Source organism: Helicobacter sp. 10-6591 (assembly GCF_003288805.1).
In the GTDB taxonomy this organism is placed as follows: domain Bacteria; phylum Campylobacterota; class Campylobacteria; order Campylobacterales; family Helicobacteraceae; genus Helicobacter_F.
In genome coordinates this window covers 1-15,594 of sequence record NZ_NHYK01000010.1, presented here as the reverse complement: position 1 = coordinate 15,594, position 15,594 = coordinate 1, and the positions used below count along the sequence as shown (strand labels likewise).

General features: G+C 39.3%; 15 protein-coding genes. 7 read left to right on the top strand and 8 right to left on the bottom strand.

Going from position 1 to position 15,594, the window contains the following annotated elements; genetic code table 11:
• Nucleotides 1-6: 6 nt before the first annotated feature.
• The 7 genes from fdhD to CCY97_RS04425 all read right to left on the bottom strand — a co-directional run bounded on the left by fdhD (nt 7) and on the right by CCY97_RS04425 (nt 8,047).
• Complete coding sequence (gene fdhD / locus CCY97_RS04460; protein WP_112064289.1) at nt 7-864, bottom strand: formate dehydrogenase accessory sulfurtransferase FdhD; 858 nt, start codon at nt 862-864, stop codon at nt 7-9.
• A gap of 43 nt (nt 865-907) precedes the next feature.
• A complete protein-coding gene (locus CCY97_RS04455) occupies nt 908-1,960 on the bottom strand; it encodes a formate dehydrogenase subunit gamma (RefSeq protein ID WP_258456975.1) in 1,053 nt (350 codons plus the stop codon).
• Between the two features lie 9 nt (nt 1,961-1,969).
• Complete coding sequence (gene fdh3B / locus CCY97_RS04450; protein WP_112064288.1) at nt 1,970-2,602, bottom strand: formate dehydrogenase FDH3 subunit beta; 633 nt, start codon at nt 2,600-2,602, stop codon at nt 1,970-1,972.
• Between the two features lie 11 nt (nt 2,603-2,613).
• Nucleotides 2,614-5,436 (bottom strand): molybdopterin-dependent oxidoreductase, encoded by a 2,823-nt coding sequence (locus CCY97_RS04445; RefSeq protein ID WP_258456974.1) that lies wholly within the window; start codon nt 5,434-5,436, stop codon nt 2,614-2,616.
• Nucleotides 5,437-5,463: 27 nt separating this feature from the next.
• On the bottom strand, nt 5,464-5,676 hold the full coding sequence (locus CCY97_RS04435; RefSeq protein ID WP_112064285.1) for a twin-arginine translocation signal domain-containing protein: 213 nt from the start codon (nt 5,674-5,676) through the stop codon (nt 5,464-5,466).
• A 77-nt stretch (nt 5,677-5,753) separates the two neighbouring features.
• On the bottom strand, nt 5,754-6,434 hold the full coding sequence (locus tag CCY97_RS04430) for a molecular chaperone TorD family protein (protein ID WP_112064284.1): 681 nt from the start codon (nt 6,432-6,434) through the stop codon (nt 5,754-5,756).
• Nucleotides 6,435-6,457: 23 nt separating this feature from the next.
• Nucleotides 6,458-8,047, bottom strand: a complete 1,590-nt coding sequence (locus CCY97_RS04425; protein WP_112064283.1) for a 4Fe-4S dicluster domain-containing protein — start codon at nt 8,045-8,047, stop codon at nt 6,458-6,460.
• A gap of 319 nt (nt 8,048-8,366) precedes the next feature.
• Between CCY97_RS04425 and CCY97_RS04420 the strand changes: the two genes are divergently transcribed.
• Nucleotides 8,367-8,804 carry a DNA starvation/stationary phase protection protein gene (locus CCY97_RS04420; protein ID WP_112064282.1) on the top strand — a complete coding sequence of 146 codons (438 nt, stop codon included), beginning with the start codon at nt 8,367-8,369 and terminating at the stop codon, nt 8,802-8,804.
• Between the two features lie 38 nt (nt 8,805-8,842).
• Here the strand turns inward: CCY97_RS04420 and CCY97_RS04415 are convergent, their stop codons facing one another.
• The gene (locus CCY97_RS04415; protein ID WP_112064281.1) at nt 8,843-9,913 is read right to left on the bottom strand and encodes a bifunctional 3,4-dihydroxy-2-butanone 4-phosphate synthase/GTP cyclohydrolase II; all 1,071 of its coding nucleotides are present in this window, start codon (nt 9,911-9,913) and stop codon (nt 8,843-8,845) included.
• Nucleotides 9,914-10,150: 237 nt separating this feature from the next.
• On the opposite strand from CCY97_RS04415, the gene CCY97_RS04410 reads away from it, so the two are divergent.
• Genes CCY97_RS04410 through nadA form a run of 6 tightly spaced genes read left to right on the top strand, consistent with a single transcriptional unit; the run spans nt 10,151 to nt 15,484 of the window.
• Complete coding sequence (locus CCY97_RS04410; protein ID WP_181562822.1) at nt 10,151-11,473, top strand: hypothetical protein; 1,323 nt, start codon at nt 10,151-10,153, stop codon at nt 11,471-11,473.
• A 47-nt stretch (nt 11,474-11,520) separates the two neighbouring features.
• A complete protein-coding gene (lpoB, locus tag CCY97_RS04405) occupies nt 11,521-12,123 on the top strand; it encodes a penicillin-binding protein activator LpoB (protein WP_112064279.1) in 603 nt (200 codons plus the stop codon).
• An 11-nt stretch (nt 12,124-12,134) separates the two neighbouring features.
• Nucleotides 12,135-13,061 (top strand): LPP20 family lipoprotein, encoded by a 927-nt coding sequence (locus tag CCY97_RS04400; RefSeq protein WP_112064278.1) that lies wholly within the window; start codon nt 12,135-12,137, stop codon nt 13,059-13,061.
• Nucleotides 13,062-13,117: 56 nt separating this feature from the next.
• A complete protein-coding gene (locus CCY97_RS04395) occupies nt 13,118-13,666 on the top strand; it encodes a queuosine precursor transporter (protein ID WP_112064326.1) in 549 nt (182 codons plus the stop codon).
• Between the two features lie 9 nt (nt 13,667-13,675).
• Nucleotides 13,676-14,458 (top strand): phosphatidylserine decarboxylase, encoded by a 783-nt coding sequence (locus CCY97_RS04390; RefSeq protein ID WP_112064277.1) that lies wholly within the window; start codon nt 13,676-13,678, stop codon nt 14,456-14,458.
• Between the two features lie 12 nt (nt 14,459-14,470).
• The gene (nadA, locus tag CCY97_RS04385) at nt 14,471-15,484 is read left to right on the top strand and encodes a quinolinate synthase NadA (protein ID WP_112064276.1); all 1,014 of its coding nucleotides are present in this window, start codon (nt 14,471-14,473) and stop codon (nt 15,482-15,484) included.
• The last annotated feature ends 110 nt before the right edge of the window (nt 15,485-15,594 follow it).

The window sequence follows — 15,594 nt, the reverse complement described above, 5'->3', positions numbered from 1 at the left end:
TACAAACTACGAACCAAAAAGCTCCTGCTTAGCAGAAAAATCTCTATCCAACATACAATCTTCTAAAACATCTTGTGCGCCCAAGATTCTGTAGGGATGTGTGTAGATATTACAGCGATTGCCACGAGCAAAGCCAATAAGGGTGATACCTAGCAATTGTGCGGATTTGATTCCAAGCTCTGTAGTAGCAGAACGAGAAATAACAATGGCGATATTATGCATCGCGGCCTTTATCACCATCTCCATTGAGAGACGCCCGCTAACAACCAAAAGCGCTCGCGAAATATCAATCCCATCTAGACGAGCTTTTCCCACTACCTTATCGATTGCGTTATGACGTCCTACATCTTCACTGACTAATTGGGTGCCGTCCTCAAAAACCAAAATGGCTTTATGCACACAGCCTGTCTTTTCAAACAAACCCGAATCTTGCTCGAAATTTTCAATTAAATCCCAGAGTCGCTCTTGTGGGAGATGCAAATCTGTGGAGATAAACTTCTCTACAATCTTGCCTTCAAAATTTGCACTCACGCCCACACAACAACCTGAAGTTAGAGTTTTTTCATGAAAAAGGTTGTTTATATTCTCTTCATTAATCTTAGCTTCCACATACACGCTAAAGCCATCTTTTGCAATGCTTAGATGTGTAATATCTTGCATACATTCTATTACACCCTCACTCATCAAAAAGCCGACCGCATGTGCATCCTGATCTTTTGGTAAAGACATAGTAGAAAGCAGCTTTTTACCATTAAGATAAAGAGCAATCCTCTGCTCCTTGATAATAAGATCCTCTTTATACTGGATACAATCCTCGCCCTTTGCAAGGCTTACAATGGGAATACTAGTAAAAAACCGCTCCATTTCTACTCCTTTGAATTTCTAAGCAGCTTTGGCTAAAAGTGTTTTAATGCGTAGAGACCCGCATAGAATCTAGCTTGCCTTGCTTTTTGAGATCCTCATAATAATAACTATGGAGCATTGAAACTTCCTCTTCACCCATTTGTCCATTAACAATTGATTCTAATGCGCCCTCAATTGCAAATGCCGCCATATAGATATGCGTAATGAGTAGAGCAATCACAGCAAAACCTATGATATTGTGGATTAGCGCCATAAGACGCAGGGTGTTTATATCTGTATTTTGGAAAAACATCACAGCACCGGTTACAATCATCACCACACCACCTAATGTAGCTACCCAAAACCACATCTTTTGCCCGGCATTGAATTTGTGTGCGGGGATTATGCGGTTTGCCTTATCCAAATAGCCACCCATAATCATAAACCACTTAATATCATACAATCGTGGCAAGCAGTCCTTCACCCACATAAAAAACATCAAAGGGCAAAAGATCGCAAAGCCAATCGTGCTTAAGCCATGCAAATCCCTCACAAACCTAACAAGTGCCCCACCGCCAAGCTTGTCGCCAAAAACCATCATAAGTCCTGTGATACAGAGCAACACAAAAGGCACAGCAGCAAACCAATGCACCAAAATATTGTATTTACTAAAAACCCTGAGTTTGGAATCATGATTGTATTTACGCGCGCCAATGATTTTATAATGTCCAAAAAATGCCAGTGGTGTAAAAAGCACAATACAAAAGAAAATAAGAGCAAAATACTCACCTTGCGCGATTGTGAAAAGCTCTCCCAAGCCATTCCAACCGCGTATGCCAGATATTTCCTGCCCGCTAGTAAGTGCCTCTATACTGCTACCATCTCCGGGGATTACATTGCCTAGCACCACGCCTGATGTGTTTGTGCCTAATCCCCAATTTTTAATAGCTTCAATCTGTGAAGTACCATAGAGATGTTTGTTGTATGAAAGATCCACTTCTTTATCGTGGATTCCGATATGTGAGGGATCTACATAATTTTTTTTGTCTGTGGAATGCGCGCTAGATAACGAACAGAAAAAAAGGCTCAATAGAGATAACAAAAATACCATTCTCATACCCACCTCCTAATCACCATAGGCTTTTTTCCAAGTATATGGGATCTTTGGTGCACCTTCACCCTTAGTGATAGCTCTGTAGCGGATAATCGCACTTACATCATCGCTTCCACCTGCAAGCAACGCTTTTGTGCTACACATAGCCGCACACGCTGGGACTTTTCCTTCTGCGATTCTATTCTGCCCATACAACTGCCACTCCTCCTCGCTATGTGTCTCCTCTGGACCTCCAGCACAAAAGGTACATTTATCCATAGATCCACGCGAACCAAACACATCGGATTTTGGAAATTGTGGTGCACCAAAAGGACAAGCATATAAACAATAGCCACAGCCTATGCAAGTCTTTTTGTCGTGCAAGACGATTCCATCAGCACGGATATAAAAGCAATCCACAGGACAGACTTTCGCACAAGGTGCATCAGCACAATGCATACAGGCAATAGAAATAGACTTCTCAGCCCCCTCTATGCCTTCATTCAAGGTAACTACTCGTCTGCGACTAATACCTACAGGCAAATGGTGGGCCTCCTTACAGGCGACATCACAGCCATGACAATCGATGCAGCGCGTATCATCGCAATAAAACTTTATGCGCTCATGACCAGGATGATTAAAACCATTCATTAAATTCTCGCTCATTGTCTCCCTCCTTATGCTTTTTCTATACGGCAAAGTCCGCATTTTGTCTCAGGACAAGCACAATTGTAGTCAAAGCCATAGCTAGAGACCATATTTGCCGACTCTCCTATGGCATAAGGCGCTGTGCCTTGTGGGTAGTTTTCTAAGAGATTCTTACCTTGATCCATTCCTGAGAAGTTTTGTGGCATCCACACGCTGTTATAATCCACGCGGTAGCTAAGCTTGGCTTTTGTGAGAATCTTTGTGCCCATAGTGCCATGCACCCATACCATATCACCATCTTTTACTCCTAGCTCAAAGGCTTTATCTGGGTGAATCTCTACAAACATCTCACCATACACTTCAGCCAAATACTTTGCACTTCTGGTCTCTGTTCCTGTTCCTATATGTGCTACAACTCGCCCGCTTAGTAAATTGATTGGATACTCTTTTGCCCAATCTTTCTCTTTTTGACGTGAGCGATACTTTACATTAGCTCTATACAGATTCTCTTTATCCGGGAAACTTGGATATTTATCAACCAAATCTGGACGTACAGAATGCAAAGGTTCTCTATGCAATGGAATCTTGTCATACCAATTCCACACAACTGCACGCGCTTTCCCATTACCATAAGGACAAAGCCCCGCTTCTAATGCCTTTTCTACCAAGATATTATTCCCCATACCAAAAGAATAAGCACTCATATCAGCAATGGCTTCTTTTTCTTTGTCCGTGAGCTTCACACCCAAAGATTCTATATTTTGCACACTCACTGGCGGGTGTCCTGCTACTTTTGCACCCGGTAAGGTGTGTGCTGAGAGCATACTTCTGCCATCTGGTGCAGTTGCCCCCCAATTCACTCTAAAACCCATACCACCTTGCATTACAGGGATAGAATCATTATAAAACACTGGCGTGCCGGGATGCTTATCACTCCAGCAGGGCCAAGGAAGTCCGTAATATTCGCCTTTAAATGGACCTTTACCCATAAGAGTTACTTTGTCAAACATATGCCAATTTTCTTGATGGGCTTTCAGACGCTTGGGACTCATACCTTGCAAACCTATGCTACGAATAGATTGCGTAAATTCTGTCGTCGCATCCTCTGGCCACATAAATTCACTGCGCCCATCAGCCTTAGCGATTTCATACAAGCTTCGCTGGAATTCCTCCAAAAACCCAAAGCGTTTCGCAAAATCAAACAAAATCTCTTGGTCCTCTCTGCACTCATAAAGTGGCTCCATAACCTTGCTTCTCCATTGGTAGCTGCGATTTGTCGCAGCCAAAGAACCTGATGTCTCCATTTGGCTTGCAGCTGGAAGCACGAAAAGATTGTTTTGTTTTTCGCAATAAACTGCCAAATCATTCACATAAGGATCGATAAAGACAACGAGCTCAAGTTTATTCATTGCCTTGCGCTGCAAATCGAGCAGCGAAACGCTTGTCATACCCGTGCCAATCACCACAAGTGCGCGTAGCATTGTGTCACCATTATTTTTGGCATTCTCCTCATCAAGCACACCAAATTTCCAAGTAGAATGCGCAAAGCCCCCTGATTCCATCATTTTTTTGTTTTTGAATCGCCCTAAGAGCCATTCATAATCTACACGCCAATGCTTTGCAAAATGCCTCCAAGAAGCTTCTGTGAGTGGATAATATCCTGGAAGTACATCAGGATTTGCAGCCATATCTGAACTTCCTTGCACATTATCATGTCCACGCAAGATATTCACACCACCACCATTTTTACCCATATTGCCCAAAAACATCTGTAAAATTGGAACAATACGTGTATTGCTCGTACCAACCGTATGCTGTGTAAGCCCTTGATTCCAAATTGCACTCGCTGGCTTTGCAGCCGCCATTTCTCTAGCTATGTGGATTATAGAATCTGCTGGAATACCTGTAATGTTACTCACTTCTTGTGGATCAAACTTTTGTGCTTCTTTGATAATCTCCTCATAGCCATAAACGCGATCTTTTAAGAATTTCTCATCATAGAGCTTCTCCTTGATAATCACATGTAAGAGACCATAAACAAATGCTATATCTGTCCCGCTTCGGATTCTATGGTATTCATCGCACTTTGCTGCAGTTTTACTAAAATGCGGGTCGATACACACAAGTTTCGCACCGCGCTCCTTTGCGCGCAAAATATGCACCATTGATACAGGGTGATTGACCGCAGGATTTGCACCAATGATAAGAATGTATTTTGAAAACATCATATCACCTAAATGATTTGTCATACCACCAAACCCAAATGTATTCGCCACACCGACGACTGTTGGGGCATGTCAAACGCGATTGCAATGATCGAGGTTATTTGTCCCGAAAAATGCTGAAAATTTACGCAAGTAATAGCACTGCTCATTTGAGAGTTTCGCGCTTCCTATCCACATAATCGCATCAGGTCCGCTTTCCTCTCTGATTTGCATAATCTGCTTTGAGATTTTATCCATTGCAGATTCCCAATTAGTGCGCTGCCACTCTCCATTGACTTTCTCCATTGGATAGCGCAATCTCGTCTCACTTCTTGCTCTATCAATCAAATCAGCACCCTTACAACAATGTCCTCCTTGAGAAATAGGATGGTCTTGGGCTACTTCTTGGCGCACCCACACACCATCTTGCACTTCAGCAATAATTCCACAGCCCACAGAGCAATGTGTACATATGGTTTTTACACGTTTTGCTTGTGGGTACATCTCTTTTAATTCCTGCTCGCTTGCCTTGCGTATCACACGCGCACTATCATCTCCAAAAGCACTTCCCACACCAGCTACTGATGCTAATGCAGAAAGCTTAAGAAATGATCTGCGTGCTGAACGTCTAGTATTTACTTCACTCATCTTAACTCCTTATTATTGTTAATTGTCCTATTTCGCTACCGAGAAATATTCCTGCCAATACTTTGTATCGTTGCGATACAACACTTCTTGCTTCTTGCTCTTACCTTTGATAACTTCTTTTTGTGTGTGCCCTTCCTTGCACCCGCTCAAAGCCATAGAGCCTACCGCTACAACCGCTGCACCAAGCGTAGCATTTTTCAATACTGCACGACGAGTGCTCAAATTCTTTGCGTTAGACATCACGTCTCCTTAGAGTTAGTTTTGGGTTGCTATCCCCATCTAAACCTTAACCTAAAGCTTAAATGGAGATAGAGATTCTACGCGTGCTGCTCTAGATGCAAGAAACTCTCAAACAATGCACCAACCAATCCATAACAAGCTAATTCTCTATCTTGCAAAGCTTTGGCAATATCTACTCCCATAGGCAAGATACATTGATGAAAAATCTCGCGCGATAAAGTCTGTGAATTTTTTGCATACTTGCTTGAATCTTGTAGTAAATGACGCATCAAAAGCAGTAAAAAACCCAAATGATCTTCACTTTCTTTAAACTCCTTGGCATTAAGTCTAAAATGCGTTTGCTTGATGAATTTTTTGACCTCTATGAGACTTTCGCCATTCAGGCAGCCATCTTTATAATGGCTTAGATATAAAAATACTTGTGGATTTGGGATATTTGCATGCATGCCTTTTTTTCCACCTGTAAACTTTGGAAGATTCTTTGTAGCAAAAGGGAGATTGAAAGTCTGTGTGTATTCACGGATCACAGAATCCATAGTGGTATTTTGCAAATAAGACTGCAACATGGCAAAACGTGCAGAATCCTCGATTCCAATTGGGTGTTGAGACAAAATGCTGATTTGTCTTAATATAAGGTCTTTGCGTTTTACTAAAAGCTCAAACAAAAAAAATCCGGCAAAAAAGTCATAATACAAAGAGCGTGCAAGATTTAGCGTCTGGGTAAAATCTTGTATCTGTATAGCTTGAGAATCTTGCATGGCCACTCCTGTACCGATGTGATTTAAGAATTTTCTTTAGGACCAAAAATAAGCTTGACCTTGCAGTCAGCACAACATTCAATACTTCTTTGTTTGAGTAAATCACCTTCAAATGCATGAAAAAGCAGATTCTTTATTTTCATGATTGATTTGCTTGTCGCAAAAATCTTTCCACACTCTACACATTTAAATGGGTCATCTTTGGCTTTTTGCACATAAGCAAAACTTGCACCCCTCGCATCTAAAACATTGGACTGCATACTTATCACCTTCTCAGCACACGTATCTACACAATACCCACAACCTGTACACAACGCATGCTTGAATAAAAGCTCAAAAGAGGAGTTGTTATTGATAAGTGCATTTGTATTGCAAGCTTCCACACAGGAAAGACAAAGGGTGCAATCTTCTGTTATTCGTATATCCGCAGAATGCGTGAAATCTATCTTTCCAAAGTTATTGTCTCTTACCCATGCATGCGCTCTTTGTGCAAAAACTTCCTTGAGCGATTCTCCTTGTCGTGGTGTATAGATAAAATATGCTTGTGGCAGGCGGGAAGCTTGCTTGAGAGCAGATTCTAGCTGGCTTTTATCCTGCACAAGTAAGACACAATCTAGCCCAAAGATTGCTTGCGAAAGATTATTGATTGCATCCACACTCTTTTGTAGAACACTATGAGCTTGTGTATAAAGAATAATCGTGCTTGCACTCTCTTGCACAAGAGATAGCAGATAAGTTTCATTCAAAATATTTGGTTGTCCAATAATAAAGGGGAGCAAAAAGGGATGAGAGGAAGCTCTTAAAACACTAAGAATTTCTTGCACTGCCTCCTCTGCATGCACAAGCAATACATAATCTTTACAAACTCTAGCTTGGAAACTAAGAGATTCCAAGCTCTCACTCTCGCGATACAAAGCACCAGTAGGACATACACTGACACATTCTCCGCAGGCTACACAATCCATCCCGCTTAAATTTATCTCCACTTTTTTCTCATTGTGAAAAACACCTCGCACAGAGCAAGTATCCACACATGCTAAACAATAGCCGCTACCATCTTTTTTTATCCTTCTATGCTGGTAATCACAAAGATTTGGATCAAACACAATTGGTGCTTGGTATTCATAGCTCCCACAATTTTTATGCAACAAGGCAATAAGAGAATCTTGATCTGGATAATCACTCACCCAATGCACACCCTTAATGCTTGGCACATTATCAAATCTTGTAAAAAAAACCACTTGAGCAACTTCTAAGACTTGGGGGGTTTGGGAAGCTGTATCAGTATAAAGCACGCCAAAATTCCCTAGATTCCCATTTAACCCCAAAAAATTTTGTGGCAAAAGATGGAAAATCTCAGCATCTGCAAAATGTACAAATTCTTCTTTGGCCTTTGATTCTACAAGTCGCTCTAAGAACGAATCAACCAGCTCTCCACTGCCAACAACGGTAATTCTTGGTTTGATAAAAACACTCTTATGTGTGTATAGAGGTAAAAAATCAAGACGAGTCTCATTTACTTCATGCAATATCTCTTGCTGCTGTGGCGAGAAAAAATCATTCTCTAAAAAATCTTTGTAGATATTTTGTGAAAAATAAGTAGCAGTCTGCATTTTTTTTCTCTTTGGGTTGTTCAAAATCTTTAAAAATCATCTAAAAGTGCCACAAAAACCTGATTTTTACATTTAAAGTAAAATTTTTCTTTATCTTTTGGATGGATTATAAAGGCCAAAAACTAACTGCACTCATAAAGCAAAAAATGCTCATTTATATAAATGAAAATATAATTGTAATTTAGTAACACTGAAACATTGGTTTGAGATAGCAAAAATTGCCCAAATATTATTTACAAAATATTTTTACAATTCCCACCGCTCTTAGCCCGACTAACAATCGCTAAGAAATTTTTTCTGTTCTCACAAGGAGTAAGTAATGAGTAAAGTCATCGAGCAACTCAAGCAAATTCAAGCTGATGCGCAGGTATTCTATATTAAGGTACATAATTTTCATTGGAATGCGAGAGGTATGGATTTTCACAGTACACACAAATCAACTCAAGAGATTTATGAGAAATTTGCAGAAATTTTTGATGATCTTGCTGAGCGTGTATTACAGCTTGGAAGCACGCCTTATGTAACACTTCAACAAATTCTACAAAACGCTAAAATCAAAGAAGTCTCTTCAACAGAATTCGACTCAAGAGGAATAATGGAAGCGATTCTAAGTGATTATAAATATTTTTTAGATGCTTTTTTGGAGCTTTCAAATATGGCAGATGAAGCCAACGATAAAATTACTGCAGCTTATGCTGATGAAAATGTAGCAAATCTACAAAAAGCTATTTGGATGCTTCAAGCACAGCTCAACTAAACACGTGGTTGCCCACCCCACCTCTTAGACGAACTTCTCTAAATTAGATTCAATCTAGAATGCTTAAAAGATCCTTTAGGCAAGACTTTTTGCGTCAGATTGAGATTAAAACCACTTAAAGTCCTAAAATCACTAAGAGCGCCTTGACTATTCTCACTAGAACTCAAGAGTTTAAAACTCTCAATTCCCATTTCTCGGAGAATCTGCGCGCCAATACCAAGTGTCTTCACATCCTGTGATTGTGGGCTGTCAAGACACACAAGATAACCACCTTGATTCTGTAGCATTTTCACACCTTGCAAAAAACTCTCTCGCACTTCTTGTGATTGCTCATAAAACTGGTAGTCTTTTTGGATCGCATGGAATTTCACTAATGGATTCTCAAGATTGCTCCCATACACATATACAATATGCTCTCTGTTGAAGTTGTCAATAAAAGTCAATTTCATACAAGCCATACCCAAGAAAACACTTTGCTCTTTCTTATGAAGAGTAATGAGTTTCTCAAATTGTAATCGGTATGCAATCACATCTGAGACATAAAGGATTTTGAGATTGTGTTGCTTTGCAAACTCTGTTAGGTCATTATTACGTGCCATTGTTCCGTCGTTTTTCATAATCTCACAAATCACACTCACAGGCTTTATTCCTGCTAGTTTACAAACATCTACACTTGCTTCTGTATGCCCAGTGCGCACAAGGGTGCCACCTTCTTTTGCAATAAGCGGAAAAATATGTCCTGGACGCACGAAATCTTTTGGCTGACTGTGTTCAGCACATAAAAGCTGTATAGTCAAATCGCGTTCATATGCTGAAATTCCCGTCTTTGCTTCCGCTGCGTCAATAGATATAGTAAAAGCAGTTTCGTGGTTTGAGCTATTGTTTTTTACCATTGGGGAAAGCTCTAGTTTTGTCGCAATATCACTAGTCAAAGACACACAAATAAGCCCGCGCGCTTCTTTTGCCATAAAATTTATCTTTTCAGGTGTGCTGAAAATCCCAGCCATCACCAAATCACCTTCATTCTCTCTATCTTCATCATCCATAATAATAATAATCTCACCTGCTCTAATAGCTTCTAAGGCTTCTTTCATTCTTTGTGCGTACATAATCTTTACTTAGACCTTCAAAAAATTTTTTGCATTATACCCCAAGAAATAGCGCTACATAGCTTTCTTGAAGTTTAAGTAACAACAGACTACATTTGCATTTTCTTAACATATAGTTTTGGAATATCTCTTAATAAATATTTTTGGGAATCTGTATTGGCGCTACAAGACAAAAGATTATCTTGCTTTTTATTTTTGCTATGCATAGTCATTGGTGGCTGCTCGCATAAAGATTTGATGCAAAGCTTCACAGAAAGCTATTACCAAGGAGATTTGCCTAAAGCTTACAAAATAGCAAAGGACAAGTCTCAAAGCAAGGATGCATTATTATGGAGCATGCAAGCAGGAATAGTGGGCTTACAACTTAATGAGAAAGATAGCTTTGAGCTTTTGGATAAAAGCGAGCAGCTATTTAGCCAATACGAAGCGCAAGGTCTATTTTCTGGATTATTCGCAGATACTGCTGCAATCCTTGTGAATGAAAATGCCAAAACCTATCGCGGGAATATGTATGAGGGTGTGCTGCTTAATTACTACAAAGCTCTCCTCAGTATGCAAAAAGGGAATCTAGCGCTTGCACGGGTTGAGTTTAACCGCGCAAATGACAGGCAGCGCAGAGCAAAAGATTATTTCAGTAAAGATATACAAAAAGCCATGCAAGCACAGCAACAAGAAAATGCCAAAGATTCTAATTTCAACCAGATTGATTACAGTTCTACAAACCAAGGACTGGATTCTTATCTCCAGCAAAACTACACAAACATCGATAAATTCAAAGCTTATAGGAATTTTCTCAATCCAGCAGTAAGCTATGCATCAGGATTATTTTTCATGCTCGAATCTGATAATGCCAAAGCTCTTGATCTCTACAAACAAGCCTATGGCATGAGCAATGCACAAATCATCAATCAAGATATTGCAATCTTACAAGAGCGCCAAAATCGCATATTCAAACCTCACACTTGGTTGATTATAGAAGAAGGACAAAGCCCTATCAAAGAAGAGATTGCCTTGAACTTTCCAGCATATTTGCTCAATGACAGAATCTTACACATAGGACTTGCTTTGCCCTTTTTAAAGGATGCAAAAAGCTTTTATACAAACCTTCATGTCACAAAAGATTCCCAACACATCTCTGAAACTTCACTCATAGCAGATTTTGAAGGGGTAATTGCCAATGAATTCAACCAGCAGTTGCCATTTATCCATGCAAGAGCGGTAAGCTCAGCAATCATCAAGGCTATCATCCAATCAAATCTAAGCGATCAGCTTGATGTGTATGGTGCTCTCATAGGGCTTTTATACTCCAGCGCTACAACAAATGCTGATGTGCGGACAACCAGCGTCTTGCCTTATAAAGTCTATGTCGCACAGCTAGAAAACACACAAGGAATCTATGAACTCAAAAACTCCAAACAAACTCTTTTGAGCTTTGAAATAAGCCAAGAGTGCGAAAAGCAAGGGTTGGTTTTGTGTGAAAAAAATGATAATATTGTCTATCTTAGGTTGCGTCAAGGTAGCTTCAGTGCGCAAATTCTCTATACGAAACAAAACAAATAACGCACACAAAAAGGCAACTAACTTTGCAGAATCATAAGGAGTACATCATGAAAAAATCATTGCTTTGTATGGCTATTTTGGTGGGATTTTTTAGTGCTTGTAGCAAACCAAAATATGTGGATATTACAGATTCTAAATCCTATACAAGCATGGGATTGGATTACCACGATATAGAATCTGTAGTCCAAAAATCTGTGCAATCTCTTCTAGACACCCCATATGTGCGCAATATCAAACAGCCAAAAGTACTTGTTATCTCAGATATAGTCAATGACACTATGCAGGTAGTTGATGTCGAGCAACTCAGTCGTAAAATAACACGGGATATGCGTAATAGCGGAAAATTCAAGCTTTCTTTAGCGCTTGCAGGCACAGGCGCCAAGCAAGATAAGATGGTTGATAGAATCCGCGAAGCCACACGTGATAATGACGAATACAACCAATACAGCGTAATAGAAAAAGGACGACTCCAAGGAGCCCAGCTCTCTTTGTCAGGCAAAATTTGGCAAAAAAATGTCAAAGTAGGCAAAAAACAGCGCACAGACTATTTCTTTCTCTTAACCCTACTCAACCTTGAAACTGGCGAAGTGATATGGGATGATGAAGCAAACATCATCAAAGTCGGATCTAATAGCTCTGTAACTTGGTGATAGGACTCTAAGTGAAATTAAAGAATACAAACTTTGTAAAAATCTCAAGTAAGAACTCTATGAGAATCTTTAAGATTCTCTCTTGTGCAATTTTATTGGGTTCTTGTAAAGAGAATCCACCGCACTGGTATTATGCAACACAAAGTGATACAGCAAACCTCTATGGAGTTGGCAGTAGCCCTGACTTACAAAATGCAAAGGATAATGCAATCAACGATATGCTTTCTGCTATCAAAGTAGATATAAGCTCCCATACAAGCTTTAAAGAAAGTTTTGTTAATGGGGTGCAATCTAGCGCTACACATCAAAATATTCAAAAAACCATCAACACCACGACTCTCAGTAATGTGAGCTTCAAACAAGAACTTGTCAAAAAAACCTACTATGTACAGGCACAAATGACAAAAAATGATTTTATCAGGGAAATCAAAGACAAGCAAAAAAAAGTTCTCCTTGCACTTGAAGCATTAGGATTCAAGTGCAAGGATCTCAATATCAACCAATTAAGCAAATTAGAATCCTACCTCAAAGAATTGCAAGAATTGGAGAGCTATCTTGGTGTATTTGGGATACAAACCCCCTCGTCATCTTATGAAAAATTATGGCAACACAATACACCAAAACCAAAATTAGCACTCATCTTTAAAGATTCTCTCAGCACAGACATACAGGTATCCAACATACAAGCAACCATAGAAAGAGAATTATTAAAGTTCTACACACTAGATTCCCGAGCAACCCAAAAAGCATATTTTAGTTTTGATACATTACAATCCGTCACAGATCTTACTTTCAATGCAACATTGAAAATCACTGACTGCAATGCGCAAAATACCTTTTTGACACAATTTTCTGCAAGCTTGCCACACAAACAAACGGATAAACTTATAAAAAAAATTGGCGTGCTTTTATATAAACAACTCAGTTCCTCTATATGATGAAATCAATGCTAGGCAGAACACAAGCAAAAAATCCCAACCCCAAAGAAATAACAATGAGTAAAAAGACCTTTATTTTAAGTGCTTGTTTGTTTGCCGCTATCATTGTCTTAGCAAACTTCAGTGTGCAATATCCAATTTTTAATACCCATCTCACTTTTGGCGCACTCACTTATCCGTTAAGCTTTTTGCTTATGAATATCCTTAGTGAAAAATATTCTAGGAAACAGGTGTTACAAACACTCCGCTTGGGGTTAGTACTTGCATTTATCCCAAGCATTTTTGCTGCAGAATTTCGTATAGCAATCGCGAGTATATGTGCGTTTTGTGCTTCGCAAATACTCGATGTATATGTATTTTTCTACCTTAAAGAAAAATTTCCTCGCATTTGGTATTTGCGCAGTAATGCTGCTACTATGCTCTCTCAGCTCATTGATACAATGATATTTTTTCATATCGCATTTTTATTTACAAAACCTCTTGGAGATATTCTTTTTATGATTCTCGCTGATTACAGTATAAAGGCTATCCTTAGTTTTTGTAATACACCATTTTTCTATGCTTTAGCTATCCGCGGTAAAAATATTCTTACCAATCCGCATTAAGGAGTGTTTATGTTTTTGAGCAACATCTGTTCTCGTATTTTTGGCTCTTTTGCTAAAACTTGCTTCCCTACACCAATACAGGAGTTTATAAATTCTGTATATGTCAGAATTTTTCGTATCAATTTAGATGAATTTGAAACGACAAGATTCAAGAATCTCAACGCACTTTTTACGCGCCGCCTAAAAACAAAGCGTACCTTCGATATGTCCCCAACCCAGCTTATTTCTCCAACAGATTCACTTATTACAGAATCTGCACTTACTACTGAAGGCAAGGCGCTGCAAATCAAAAGTATGCAATACAGCATAAGCGAGCTTTTAGGTGAAAACTTAGACTGTGATTTTTTTTATCTTAATTTTTATCTCTCTCCAAGAGACTATCATCGATATCACGCACCTTGTGATTTAGAAATCGAAGAGATTCGGTATTTTGGCGGGTGTCTGAGACCTGTAAATATGCCTTCACTTATGCGCGTGCAAAATTTATTTGTCAAAAATGAGCGCATTGTGGTGAAAGCGAAAATGCCAAATGGCAAGAAAATATATTTTGTCGCGATAGGCGCTCTGAATGTCGGATCAATCATATTCCACTGCGAACCCAAGATAAAAACTAATGCTAAGAGAGCCAACCAAACTTATACCTATGCTACACCCATAAAAGTTGCAAAAGGCGATGAACTTGGAATGTTTGAGATGGGAAGCACTATTGTGCTCTTCATACAAGATTTTACACCAAACGTTGCGACACAGCAGATTGTAAAATTTGCCCAAAACATAGGATACATTAATTAGATAGGGACTTTAATGACAGCCAACACACAACTCAAAACAAAAATCAAAGAACTTACAAAAAAACTTGATGCACTACTCGTAGCACACTACTACCAAAGAGATGAGATTGTAGAGATTGCAGATTTATGTGGAGATAGTCTGGAACTTTCCTCCAAAGCATCGCAAAGTCAGAAGAATCTCATTGTATTTTGTGGCGTGGCATTTATGGGACAAAGTGTGAAAGTCCTTGCTCCAAACAAACGTGTCATAATGCCAAAAATGGCATGCTGCTCTATGGCACGTATGATAGATTCTGAGTATTTTGACAAAAGTATAGAGCTTCTGCAAAATCACGGGATCAATCAAATTTTTCCTATTACCTACATCAACTCAAATGCTGATGTCAAAGCAAAAGTAGCTAAAATGGGTGGGCTTGTCTGCACAAGCGCAAATGCAAAAAAGATTTTTGATTTTGCTAAGACCCAGGGTAAAAAGATTTTTTTTCTTCCAGACAAATGTTTAGGGCAGAATCTAGCAACAATAGATGGGAAAAGTTCTTGTGTACTTGGAAACGCCAGCAAAGAGGAGATTCTTGAAAGTGATGTGGTCTGTTATGATGGATTCTGTTCTGTACATCAACTTTTTAGTGTGAAAGATATTGAATTTTACCGCCAGAGATTCCAAGATATAAAAATCGTAGTCCATCCAGAGTGCGCGCCAGAAGTAGTGAATCTTGCAGATTTTGTCGGTTCTACGAGTCAGATTATAAAATATGTACGAAGCCTACCATTAGAGCAAAAAGTTGCAGTTGGCACAGAATTTAATCTCGTCAATCGTTTGCGACCTAAACTCAATGGGATAAATACAACCTTTGTGCTTTCCAGCACAAAACCTGAGTGCCCTACAATGAATGAAACAAACTTACGAGATTTGCTTGATTGTTTGCTTGCCTACGAAGATGGAGCACCAATCAATGAAATAAAGCTGGATAATGACACACAAAAATGGGCAAAAATAGCGCTAGATAGAATGTTGGAATTATCATAATCCACACATTGCTCTCTCCCTTAAACCAATTTTAAGCATTATGCTCGTAATATTGCGCTTCCCAATGTTTTTGGCGTTCCTTATTTCCTAAAGTGTTTTTTCTCACATAT

Bases quoted from the DNA above. Each gene is read 5' to 3' on its own strand.
- CCY97_RS04420 (WP_112064282.1), top strand. From the start codon at position 8,367: ATGAGTAAAGTCATCGAGCAACTCAAGCAAATTCAAGCTGATGCGCAG.
- nadA (WP_112064276.1), top strand. From the start codon at position 14,471: ATGACAGCCAACACACAACTCAAAACAAAAATCAAAGAACTTACAAAA.
- CCY97_RS04425 (WP_112064283.1), bottom strand. From the start codon at position 8,047: ATGCAGACTGCTACTTATTTTTCACAAAATATCTACAAAGATTTTTTA.
- CCY97_RS04395 (WP_112064326.1), top strand. From the start codon at position 13,118: ATGAGTAAAAAGACCTTTATTTTAAGTGCTTGTTTGTTTGCCGCTATC.
- CCY97_RS04410 (WP_181562822.1), top strand. From the start codon at position 10,151: ATGCAAAGCTTCACAGAAAGCTATTACCAAGGAGATTTGCCTAAAGCT.
- CCY97_RS04415 (WP_112064281.1), bottom strand. From the start codon at position 9,913: ATGTACGCACAAAGAATGAAAGAAGCCTTAGAAGCTATTAGAGCAGGT.
- lpoB (WP_112064279.1), top strand. From the start codon at position 11,521: ATGAAAAAATCATTGCTTTGTATGGCTATTTTGGTGGGATTTTTTAGT.
- CCY97_RS04435 (WP_112064285.1), bottom strand. From the start codon at position 5,676: ATGTCTAACGCAAAGAATTTGAGCACTCGTCGTGCAGTATTGAAAAAT.
- fdh3B (WP_112064288.1), bottom strand. From the start codon at position 2,602: ATGAGCGAGAATTTAATGAATGGTTTTAATCATCCTGGTCATGAGCGC.
- fdhD (WP_112064289.1), bottom strand. From the start codon at position 864: ATGGAGCGGTTTTTTACTAGTATTCCCATTGTAAGCCTTGCAAAGGGC.
- CCY97_RS04430 (WP_112064284.1), bottom strand. From the start codon at position 6,434: ATGCAAGATTCTCAAGCTATACAGATACAAGATTTTACCCAGACGCTA.
- CCY97_RS04455 (WP_258456975.1), bottom strand. From the start codon at position 1,960: ATGAGAATGGTATTTTTGTTATCTCTATTGAGCCTTTTTTTCTGTTCG.
- CCY97_RS04390 (WP_112064277.1), top strand. From the start codon at position 13,676: ATGTTTTTGAGCAACATCTGTTCTCGTATTTTTGGCTCTTTTGCTAAA.